The sequence below is a fragment of the Gulosibacter macacae genome, from assembly GCF_003865375.1.
GTDB lineage: Bacteria > Actinomycetota > Actinomycetes > Actinomycetales > Microbacteriaceae > Gulosibacter > Gulosibacter macacae.
In genome coordinates, this window is record NZ_RQVS01000005.1 from 138,694 (window position 1) to 150,260 (window position 11,567).

At 64.2% G+C, this 11,567-nt stretch carries 7 protein-coding genes; all 7 read right to left on the reverse strand.

Annotated features, from left to right (window positions below; genetic code table 11):
• Window positions 1-49: 49 nt before the first annotated feature.
• A complete protein-coding gene (locus EG850_RS05480; RefSeq protein ID WP_214609511.1) occupies window positions 50-835 on the reverse strand; it encodes an iron ABC transporter ATP-binding protein in 786 nt (261 codons plus the stop codon).
• Entirely contained in the window at window positions 832-1,836 is a 1,005-nt protein-coding gene (locus EG850_RS05485; RefSeq protein WP_124971124.1) for an iron chelate uptake ABC transporter family permease subunit, read from the reverse strand. Before EG850_RS05485 ends, EG850_RS05480 begins: the two co-directional genes overlap by 4 nt.
• Window positions 1,829-2,809: an ABC transporter permease gene (locus EG850_RS05490; protein WP_235829220.1), complete on the reverse strand. Its 981-nt coding sequence runs from the start codon at window positions 2,807-2,809 to the stop codon at window positions 1,829-1,831. The genes EG850_RS05485 and EG850_RS05490 overlap by 8 nt, the downstream gene beginning before the upstream one ends.
• Window positions 2,806-3,762 carry a siderophore ABC transporter substrate-binding protein gene (locus EG850_RS05495; RefSeq protein WP_124971127.1) on the reverse strand — a complete coding sequence of 319 codons (957 nt, stop codon included), beginning with the start codon at window positions 3,760-3,762 and terminating at the stop codon, window positions 2,806-2,808. The genes EG850_RS05490 and EG850_RS05495 overlap by 4 nt, the downstream gene beginning before the upstream one ends.
• A gap of 172 nt (window positions 3,763-3,934) precedes the next feature.
• Window positions 3,935-5,401, reverse strand: coding sequence for a pyruvate kinase (gene pyk, locus EG850_RS05500; RefSeq protein WP_124971130.1), 1,467 nt, complete (start codon window positions 5,399-5,401; stop codon window positions 3,935-3,937).
• A 75-nt stretch (window positions 5,402-5,476) separates the two neighbouring features.
• Window positions 5,477-6,934, reverse strand: a complete 1,458-nt coding sequence (locus EG850_RS05505; RefSeq protein ID WP_124971133.1) for a glutamate synthase subunit beta — start codon at window positions 6,932-6,934, stop codon at window positions 5,477-5,479.
• Window positions 6,927-11,489, reverse strand: a complete 4,563-nt coding sequence (gene gltB, locus EG850_RS05510) for a glutamate synthase large subunit (protein WP_124971136.1) — start codon at window positions 11,487-11,489, stop codon at window positions 6,927-6,929. The genes EG850_RS05505 and gltB overlap by 8 nt, the downstream gene beginning before the upstream one ends.
• Window positions 11,490-11,567 lie beyond the last annotated feature (78 nt).

Genomic DNA, 11,567 nt, shown 5'->3' on the forward strand with positions numbered 1-11,567 from the left:
CGGTTATGTAGGCCCTTCGGGGCGGGGTTTCGAAACCCTGCGACCCGCCCTACGCCCGGCGTGTCGGCATCTCGGGTGCCCAGTAGTACGAGCCGATGCGACGTCCCTCGATTTCATGAATCGGGATGTACATGTCATAAATCTCGGCGAGGGTCTTCGAATTCATCACTTCATCGGGTGAGCCCTGCACCACGACCTTGCCCTCACGCATCGCAATGATCGTGTCGGAGTACACCGAGGCGAAGTTGATGTCGTGCACCACGATCACAATCGTCTTGCCAAGCTCAGAAGCGATACGGCGCAGGTGCTGCATCATCGCGACCGAGTGCCGCATGTCGAGGTTGTTGAGCGGCTCATCGAGTAGCACATAGTCGGTGTCCTGGCAAATCACCATCGCCACAAACGCGCGTTGCCGCTGACCGCCAGAGAGCTCTTCGACGAAGCGATCTTGTAGCTCGGTGAGGCCGAGGAAGGCAAGGGCCTGATCGACGTGCTCGTGATCCTTCTTGGTCATTCGCCCCTGCGTGTGCGGAAACCGACCAAACGCGACGAGATCACGCACCGTGAGTCGAATGGTGACGTGGTTTTCCTGCCGCAGAATCGCCAGACGGCGCGCGAGGGCGTCTGAACGCGTCGTTGTGACATTCAGGCCATCGACGGTGATCTTGCCGGCTCCAAGCGGCTCCAGGCGGCTCATGAGGGCCAGCAGGGTCGATTTACCGGCACCGTTTGGCCCGATGATCGAAGTGATGCCACCGGCGGGAATCATGAGGCTCACATCGTCGACGACGACGTTCTCCCCGTAGCGCTTCGTGCAGGACTCGATCGTGATCACAGGGGCTTCTTTCGCAGGATGAGGGCAATAAACAGTAGGCCGCCGAGGAACTCGATGATCATCGAGAGCGCCACGTCGAGCCCGAAAACGCGCTGCACGAGCGTCTGGCCGCCGACGAGTGCAATCACGCCGACAAGGCTCGCCACGGGCATAAGCAATTCGTGCCGCGAGAGCCGCACGGCGCGATAGGCCAATTGCGCGACGATGAGACCAAAGAACATCACTGGGCCAACGAGCGCGGTCGACACCGACACGAGCAGTGCCACCACGCCAAGTGTGCGCGCCCGCAGCATCGCTGGGTTGATGCCGAGGTTGGTTGCGATCGGCACGCCGAGGCTCATGACGTCGTAGCGGCGGCGGTCGAACCAGGCAATCAACAACCCCAGCACCGTGAGTGCGGCGGCAGGTAGCACGAGTTCCTTCGGCACATCGGTAAACGAGGCAAAGAAGCGGGTCTGCAGCACGGCAAAGGCGTCGGGGTCGAGCATCCGTTGCAGGAACGTTGAGATGCCGCGGAAGAGCATCCCGAACACCACGCCGATGAGTAGGAGCCTCGTCACCCGGGTGTTGCGTGAGAGTAGCCACCCGTAGAGCAGCACCGAGAATACGAGCATCGCGGCCACTTCAAGCCAGAATTGGCCCAGGGCGTCGATGACGGCGAAGCCAGTGACACCGAGCGCAAAGATCACGACAGTCTGCAGGAGCAAATATAGCGAGTCGAACCCCATGATCGACGGGGTGAGCAGTCGATTCGCCGTCATCGTCTGGAAGGCGACCGTCGATACGCCGATCGCGACGGCAACGATCACGAGCGCCGCGACGCTCGTGATCCGGCGGCTCAGTGCGTAATCGATGTTGCCGGTGAGACCGGTGAACAGATATGCCGCAATAGACCCAACGGCCAGCGCCGTGAGCGCGGCAATGAGCAAGACATCGCGGCGCAGATCAGCGCGATGCTGCTCGGCACGATCGTGAGTGGTGACAGTGAGCTGATTAGGCACGCGCCACCTTCGATCGTTCGGGGCGAAGCAAGATCACGAGGAAGATTGCGGCGCCAACGACCGACATTACGAGGCCAAGCGGCAGCTCGTACGGCCAGTTCACCAAGCGGCCAATGATGTCGCAGACGAGCACGAGGAACGCGCCGAGCAGGGCCACCCAGGGCGCCGTGCGGCGCACATTGTCGCCGAGGGCCATGGCCACGAGGTTTGGCACGATGAGGCCGATAAACGGGATTGCCCCCACGTGCACAACCACGAGGGCGGTATTCATGGCCACGATGATGAGCCCGATCGCGACGATGCGGCCGTAGTTGAGGCCGAGGTTTGTGGTCATGTCGTCACCGAGCCCAGCGACGGTAAAGCGATCGGCGGCGATGAAGGCGATCACGCTAAGTACGAGCGCGAGCCACATGAGTTCGTAGCGGCCCTGCATCATTGCGCTGAAGTTCGCCGTCTGCAGGCCGGTGAGCGCTTGCAAGAGGTCGAGTCGATAGGCGAGGAATGAGGTCACCGCTCCGATCACTCCCCCGAGCATGATGCCGACGAGCGGCACCATGAGTGGGTCACGCAGCGGCATGCGACGCAGGATGAGCATGAAAATTCCGGTGCCGATGAGTGCCGCGATGGTGCCCGCAATCATCTTACCGAGCACGGGCATCCCCGGCGCAAAGATCATCACCATGAGAACGCCGAGCGTCGCGGAGTCGATCGTGCCCGCAGTCGATGGCTCGGCGAAGCGGTTGCGCGCGAGCATCTGCATGATCATGCCCGAGAGTGCCATGGCCACACCGGCGAGGATGAGGGCGAGCGTGCGCGGCACTCGGCTCGAGAAGAAGTAGCCGACTTCGCCGTCTGGTGTCGCGCCAACGGCGCCGCCAGCCCCTACGAAGAGGCTAACGACGCCGGCGGCGAGGGTCAGCGCGATCAGGAGCGGAAGCCCCCAGCGCGCGAGCCGTTGTTGAAAGAGGATCACTTCAGCGAATCGAGCAACTCCGTGAGCATGGACTGAGAGGTAGTGAGTCCACCGCCAACGAGGTACCAATTGGCCCCGTTGAGGTAGGCAACCTTGTCATTCTTCCACGCATCGGTCGAACCGACGAGGGCGTTGTCGAGAAGTGCTGCTGCCGCCTGGCCCGACTCACCGATCGTCGCGTCGCGGTCGATGACGAGCATGTGGCCGGGGTTGTTCTCAGCGATGAACTCGAACGAGACCTCCTGGCCGTGGCGCGAAGAGGTGTCGCCACCGGTGACGGTCGGGGTGAGACCTAGGTCGTCATAGAGGAAGCCATAGCGCGAGCCGGGGCCATAGGTCGAGACCTTGCCGCCGGAAGTCATGACGAACATCGTCGAGCCGTCAACTTCGAGGGAGCGGATCTCATCAGCGGTGGCGTTGATCTTGTCGATGAACTCAGTAGCCGCATCCTGCTTACCGAACAGCGCCGCGAGGTCGGTGGCGCGCTCGGTGCTCGAGGTGAGCCATTGCTTAGTGTCGATTGCGACGTTTGCGGTCGGAGCGATCTCGGTGAGCTGCGGGAGCTGCTCGGCAAGGCGGTTCGAGATGAGGATGAGGTCAGGGTCGAGCGCGGCAACGGCTTCGAAGTCGGGCTCGGTCAGCGTGCCGACAGCAGTGACCTCAGCAAACGATTGCAGCGATTCAGGAAGCATCGCGGTCGGTGCGCCCACGACGACATCACCGAGGCCGAGCGTGTTCAGCGTGTCAAGGCTCGCGTAGTCGAAGGTGACGACGCGCTGAGGCACTCCGTCGAGCGTGATCTCACCGTCGACGGTGGTCAGCGTGAGGTCAGCTTTCGCGGCGTCGGCAGCACCGGTTGCCGGAGTGTCGATTGCGGCATCGTTCGAGCAAGCGGTGAGGGCGAGCGCAGTTGCGGCCACGGCGGTGGCGGCGAGGATGCGACGAAGGCGCATGGAGAGGACTCCTGAAGTCGGGATGGAACAGCACTGCTGTGCTGATAGTTAGGTTAGCCTTACCTAACTAAATCCCGCAAGTTCTCTCTGAACCTTGGTCAAGCTGGTGTGCTGAGGCTCTCGAAGCACGGTGGTGGTGGCGCTTCGAGAACCTCAGCGAACGAGCGCGGCGCTAGCTCTTGCGCGTGTGGCGGCCCTCATAGGCTGGCGCCAGCGCATCCGCCGCGTCGCCAACGCGGTGCACACGTACATCGTTGGTCGAACCCGGAACGCCCGGGGGCATGCCCGCGACGATGATGACCTTCTCACCGCGCTGCGCGAGACCCTCGCCAAGCAGATAGTCGTCGACCTGCGAGAACATTTCGTCGGTGTGCGTGACGCGATCAACCAGCGTCGACTGCACGCCCCAGTAGAGGCTCATGCGGCGGCGGATCGACTCACGCGGTGTGAAGCCGAGCACCGGAATCGACGGGCGCAGACGCGACATGCGGCGCACCGAGTCGCCCGACTCGGTAAACACGCAGTGGTACTTCGCGCCGAGGAACTCACCGAGATCGGCCGCGGCGAGCGTCACGGCACCACCCTGCGTAAACGGCTTCGTGCCGAGGGGCGGGATGCGGTTGAGACCGTGCACCTCGGTCGACTCGATAATGCGGGCCATGGTCTCAACCGTGACGATCGGGAACTGGCCAACACTCGTCTCGCCTGAGAGCATGAGCGCATCAGCACCGTCGAGTACCGCGTTCGCGCAGTCAGAGGCCTCGGCACGCGTCGGGCGCGGGTTCGAGATCATCGACTCGAGCATCTGGGTGGCGACGATCACGGGCTTGGCGCGACGGCGAGCCAGTTCAATCGCCTTCTTCTGCACGATCGGCACCGACTCGAGCGGCAGCTCGACACCGAGGTCACCGCGGGCGACCATGATGCCGTCGAAGGCATCCACGATCTCGGCGAGGCGGTCAACAGCCTGCGGCTTCTCGATCTTCGCGATGACGGGCAGGGTCACGCCCTCTTCATCCATGATCTGGTGCACGCGGTGAATGTCTTCAGGGCCGCGCACGAACGAGAGCGCAATGATGTCGGCACCGATGCGCAGAGCCCAGCGCAGGTCAGCCTCATCCTTATCGCTGAGTGCCGGCACGTTCACGGCCACGCCCGGCAGGTTGATGCCCTTGTTGTTCGAGACCGGGCCGGGTACCTCGACGCGCGTGGTGACCGTGGTGTCGGTGGTCGAGATTGCGCGCAGCAGCACCTTGCCATCGTCGATAAGGATGGGGTCGCCGGGCTTCACGTCGGCAGGCAGGCCCTTGAAGGTGGTCGAGACGATCTCTTGGTTGCCGACGATGTCGTCAATGGTGATCTTGAAGAGGTCACCTTCGGCGAGGTGATAAGGAGCGCCGTCATCGAACTTGCCGAGACGAATCTTGGGTCCCTGAAGGTCGACCAAGATGGCAGTCGCAACGCCGAGGTCTTCAGAGGCCTGGCGCACAAGCTGGTAGTTGTTTGAGTGGACCTCGTGATCCCCGTGGCTGAGGTTGAAGCGGGTGACGTTGACGCCGGCCTCGAGGAGCGCACGTACGCCCTCCGGGCTCGACACGGCAGGGCCAAGTGTGGCGACAATCTTCGCGCGACGCGACATGCGTTCTCCGTTCTCCAGGCGCCCAGTGGCACGGTGATCGATGCTACCGGACGCCTGAAGTGTGGCTCACGTCGGTTACAGCGAGATGGACACCGCATTCGCTGGAATCGGCGACGGCAGACTCGAACCTCCCGTGAGGTAGGCGTCGACTGCAGCCGCCACGGCTCGGCCTTCCGCGATCGCCCACACGATCAGCGAGGCACCGCGGCCAGCATCGCCGGCGACAAAGACGCCCTCAGTGCTCGTCGCGTAGTCGGGGCGGCGCTGGTAGGCGCCGCGGCGAGTGCGTTCGACGCCAAGCTGCGCTTCGAGATCAGCAGGCTCCGGGCCGGTGAATCCGGTGGCGAGCAATACGAGATCGGCGGGAATCACCCGTTCGGTGCCCGCCTTCGGGCCGCGGCTACCGTCTTCGCGGAATTCGGTTTCGGCGACCCGTAGGCCGGTGACCTTGCCGTCGGCATTGCCGACAAACTCGACGGTCGAGGCCTCGAAGACGCGCTCGCCACCCTCTTCGTGCGACGACTGCACTTCGTAGATGCGCGGCGTCGTCGGCCACGGCTCATTGGCCGCGCGTTCGGTCGGTGGGCGACGACCGATGGCAAGGTTCGTTACCGACGCCGCACCCTGGCGGTGTGCCGTGCCGATGCAGTCGGCGCCGGTGTCGCCACCGCCGATGACCACAACATGCTTGTCCTTGGCCGAGGGTTCTTCATCGACCTCATCACCGGCGATACGCCGGTTTTGGGCAATGAGGAACGGCATCGCCTCGAGCACGCCGTCGAGATCGCGTCCGGGAACGTCGAAGGCGCGCGGCGCTTGGGCGCCGGTGGCGACGACGATCGCATCGTAGCGGCGACGAAGTTCCCCCCACTGCAGGTCACGACCGATCTCAATGCCCGGGCGGAAGCGCACACCCTCGGCACGCAATTGCGCGAGTCGCTGGTCGAGCACCTCGCGCTCAAGCTTGAAATCGGGGATGCCGTAGCGCAAGAGACCACCAATGCGGTCGTCGCGCTCGAACACCGCCACCGTGTGGCCCGCGCGGGCGAGCTGTTGGGCTGCGGCGAGGCCCGCAGGCCCGGAGCCGACTACCGCTACCGTCTTGCCGGTGAGTCGCTCAGGCGGATGTGGCACGAGGCCCGCATCGCGCGCCTCGTCGGCGATCGTCTGCTCGATGCGCTTGATCGTGACCGCCGGCTGCGAAATCGAGAGCACACAGGCCGACTCACACGGGGCCGGGCAGAGCCGCCCGGTGAGTTCCGGGAAGTTGTTTGTCGCGTGCAGTCGCTCCCCCGCGGTCACGAGGTCGCCCTGGTAGGCAAGGTCGTTCCATTCGGGGATGAGATTGCCCAGCGGACAACCCTGGTGGCAGAACGGGATGCCGCAGTCCATACAGCGGCTCGCCTGGCGTTGCAATTGGTCGCGTGATTGCGACTCAGTGAACTCGCGGTAGTCCATGAGCCGCACCGGTACGGGGCGTTTCGCGGGCAGTTCGCGTTCGGTGTGGTTGAGAAAGCCGTGCGGATCAGCCACGGGTCACCTCCAAAATCTTGGTCCAGTTGTCGGCGCTATCGGGATCTTCACCATTGGCGGTGGCATCACGACGCAGGGCCGTGACGGCTGCGTAGTCGCGCGGGAGCACCTTGGTGAATTCCTCGCGGCAGCGCGCAAAGTCGACGAGTAGCTCGGCAGCGAGCGCGGAGCCGGTGGCTTCGCGGTGTCGTTCGAGGAGCTCTTGCAGCTCGGTCGCATCCTCGTCGCTGAGCGGTTCGAGGAGGAGTTCGCCACTCGAAAGCGAGACCGGGTTGACGAGTTCCGAATCAAGGCGGTGCACATAGGCGACGCCACCCGACATCCCGGCGCCGAGGTTGCGGCCAGTGGGCCCCAAAATGGCGACGAGGCCACCGGTCATGTATTCGAGGGCGTGGTCGCCAACTGCTTCGACCACCGCGGTGGCACCGGAGTTGCGCACCATAAAGCGCTCCCCCACAACTCCGCGGATGAACATGGTGCCGCTCGTGGCGCCATAGCCGATGACATTGCCCGCGATGACATTGTGTTCAGCGGCAAAGGTCGAACGAGCATCCGGTCGCAGCACAATCTCGCCACCGGAGAGTCCCTTGCCGACGTAGTCATTCGCATCGCCTTCGAGGCGCAGCGAAATACCCGCGGGCAGGAACGCACCGAGCGATTGGCCGGCGGTGCCCTGCAATTCAATGCGGATGCTGCCCTCGGGCAGACCAAGCTCGCCCGCCGCGAGAGTGACCTCGTGGCCGAGCATGGTGCCGACGGCACGGTCGGTGTTGCGCACTTCCTGCTCGATGACGACCTCGTCTCCGTCGGTCAGCGCCGGGGCCGCGAGCTTGATGAGGGTCTGGTCGAAGTGCTCATCGAGTTCGTGGTCTTGGGTGCGCAGGCGTCGGCGCGGTGCCGCACCGAGTTCGGGACCCTCGAGCACTGGCGCGAGGTCGATGCCCTGGGCCTTCCAGTGCCGCTTCGCGTCGTCGACATTGAGCAGGTCATCGCGACCAATGATCTCGTCGAGGGTGCGATAGCCGAGTTCGGCGAGTAGCTCGCGCACCTCTTGGGCGAGGAACTCGAAGAAGTTCACGACGTGCTCGGCCTTGCCGGTGAAGCGTTCGCGCAGCGCCGGGTTTTGCGTGGCAACACCCACGGGGCAGGTGTCGAGGTGGCAGACGCGCATCATGATGCAGCCTTCGACGACGAGGGCGGTCGTCGCGAAACCGAATTCTTCGGCACCGAGGAGCGCGCCGATGATGACATCGCGACCGGTCTTGAGCTGGCCGTCGACCTGCACGGTGACTCGGTCGCGCAGGCCATTGATGCGCAGCGTCTGCTGCGTCTCGGCGAGGCCGAGCTCCCACGGCGTGCCCGCGTGCTTGAGTGAGTTGAGCGGCGAAGCACCCGTGCCACCGTCGTGGCCAGAGACGAGGATCACATCGGCAAGCGCCTTCGTCACACCAGCGGCCACGGCACCGATGCCGTTCTCGCTCACGAGCTTGACGTGGATGCGGGCCTTTGGGTTCGCGCGCTTGAGGTCGAAGATGAGCTGCTTGAGATCTTCGATCGAATAGATGTCGTGATGCGGTGGCGGAGAGATGAGTCCGACACCGGGCGTTGCGTGCCGCGTGCGAGCAACCCAGGGGTAGACCTTCGCCGGCGGGAGCTGGCCGCCCTCGCCCGGCTTCGCGCCCTGCGCGAGCTTGATCTGCAGATCATCGGCGTGGGTGAGATACATGCTCGTCACCCCGAACCGGCCCGAGGCCACCTGCTTGATCGCACTGCGGCGTTCGGGGTCGAGCAGGCGCTCGACGTCTTCGCCACCCTCACCGGTGTTCGACTTCGCACCGATTCGGTTCATCGCGATCGCGAGGGTCTCGTGCGCTTCCTTCGAGATCGAGCCATAGCTCATGGCACCCGTGGAAAAGCGGCGCAGGATGCTCGCGGCTGGCTCGACCTCGTCGATCGAGATGGGTTCGCGGTCACTTGCGAGGTTGAACAGCCCGCGCAGGGTCGCGGTTTCGCGCGCCTGGTTATCGATGCGGCTCGTGTAGTCCTTGAAGATGTCGTAGCGGCCCTCGCGGGTGGCGTGTTGCAGGCGGAACACGGTGTCGGGGTTGAACAGGTGCGTCGGTCCCTCACGACGCCACTGATACTCGCCACCAATGTCGAGCGAGCGATGCGAAAGCGCAGTGCCATCAATCGGGTACGCCGCCGAGTGCCGGGCCTCGACTTCGGCGTGCACGATGTCGAGGTCAATACCGCCGAGTTTGGAGACGGTACCGGTGAAATACGCCTCCACCAGTTCCCCGGCGAGCCCCACGGCTTCGAAGGTCTGCGCGCCCGAGTAGCTCGAAACGGCCGAGATGCCCATCTTCGACATGATCTTGAGCACACCCTTGCCGAGCGCCTTGAGGAGGTTACGAGTCGCCTTTTCGGGCGTCACCGCAAGCTTGCCCGCATCCGCGAGAATCTCGACCGATTCCATCGCGAGGTACGGGTTGACGGCCGAGGCACCGTAGCCGAGCAGCACTGCCACGTGGTGCACCTCGCGCACATCGCCCGCCTCGACAATAAGGCCGACGCGCATGCGGCGCTGGGTGCGGATGAGGTGATGATGTACGGCGCTCGTCATGAGCAGCGACGGAATTGGCGCGTAGTCGCGGTTCGCATCTCGGTCGCTCACGATGAGGAAGCTCGCGCCACCATCGATCGCAGCGTCGGCTTCCGCGCAGAGTTCTTCGAGACGCTGACGCAGACCCTCAACCCCGTGGTCGATGCGGTAGAGACCGCGTAGCGTCACGGTGTCGTCGATGCCGGGGCTCGACTCAAGGTGCTGAATCTTCGCGAGCTCGTCATTGTCGAGCACCGGGAACTGCACGATGATCTGGCGAGCGTGCTCTGGCCCGTCAGCGAGCAGGTTTTCCTGCGGGCCAATCGACGTCGACAGACTCGTCACAAGCTCTTCGCGAATGGCGTCGAGCGGCGGATTCGTCACCTGCGCGAAGTTCTGCGTGAAGTAGTCAAAAAGCAGGCGCGGACGCTCGGCGAGCACTGCGATCGGCGTGTCAGAACCCATGGCACCGATCGGTTCAGCACCGGTGCGTGCCATCGGCGCGAGCAGGATGCGCAACTCCTCCTCGGTGTAGCCGAAGGCCCGCTGGCGACGCTCAACCGACGATGAGGTGTGCGAGACGTGCTCGCGCTCGGGGAGTTCTTCGAGACGGATGCGGCCATCGTCAAGCCAATCGCCCCAGGGAGCGAGGTCGGCGAGATCGTGCTTGACCTCCTCATCCTCGATGATGCGGCCAATCTCGGTGTCAACAACGAGCACTCGGCCCGGGCGGAGGCGACCCTTGCGCACGATCCGCTCGGGCGCGATATCGAGGATGCCGACCTCTGAGCCCGCGACTACGAGGCCATCATCGGTGACGACAAAGCGGCCCGGGCGCAGGCCGTTGCGGTCGAGAGTGGCAACAAGGAAGCGACCATCGGTGAAGGTCATCGAGGCGGGCCCGTCCCACGGCTCCATGATGAGCGAGTGGTACTCGTAGAAGTCGCGCACTTCGGCCGGAAGGTCGCTCGCGTGTTCCCAGGCGGCGGGCACCATCATGTGCACCGCGTGGACGAGCGAGCGCCCCGCGAGGGTGAGAAGTTCCAGCACCTCATCGAAGCTCGCCGAATCGCTGCCGCCGTCGGAGACGATGGGCGTGAGCTCACTGAGGTCACCGAGCAGGTCGCTCGAGAGCTGCGATTCGCGGGCGCGCATCCAATTGCGGTTGCCGCGCACGGTGTTGATCTCGCCGTTGTGCGCCATCATGCGCAACGGCTGCGCGAGCGGCCACGAGGGGAAGGTATTCGTCGAGTAGCGCGAGTGCACGATGGCAAGCTTCGAGGCAAAACGCTCATCGCTGAGGTCGGGGTAGAACGGCTCGAGCTGCAACGTCGTCACCATGCCCTTGTAGGTGATCGTGCGGCAACTCAGCGAGCAAAAGAAGGTGCCGAGTTCGTGCTCGACGCGCTTGCGCAGTCGGTAGCTCTGCCGGTCAAGGGCAATGCCACGTCGAGGTTGGCCGCGGAAGTTCTGTCGCTCGGAGCGCACAAAGAGCTGCTCGATGTGCGGCATTGCCTCAAGCGCCAACGGACCAAGCTCGCTTGGCACGATTGGCACTTCACGCCAACCAAGGACTCGTAGGCCCTCTTCACCACAGAGTTCGGTGATGCGCTGGCGCGCCTGCTCGCGCTCCTCGCGGTCAACCGGCAGGAAAACATTGCCGACCGCGAAGCGGCCCGCCTCGGGAAGTTCGAACGGCACCACAGCGCGGAAGAACGCATCCGGCACCTGCAGCAAAATGCCGGCACCATCGCCGGTACCCGCGTCAGAACCAACCGCACCGCGGTGTTCCATGTGGCGCAGCGCCTCAAGCGCAAGTTCAACAATGTCGTGACCGGGGGTACCGCGAAGGGTGGCAACTGAGGCGATGCCGCAGGCATCGTGCTCGTTGCGCGGGTCATAGAGGCCTACGGCCTCGGGCAGACCGGTCGCATGAAAGGCGGAAGCAGTCACTGTGTCCTCGGGGGGTGTCGCAGGCGGACGCCTGCGCCCGCCGGGGGCGTTCAGACTACGACCGCTTTTTGTTACGCG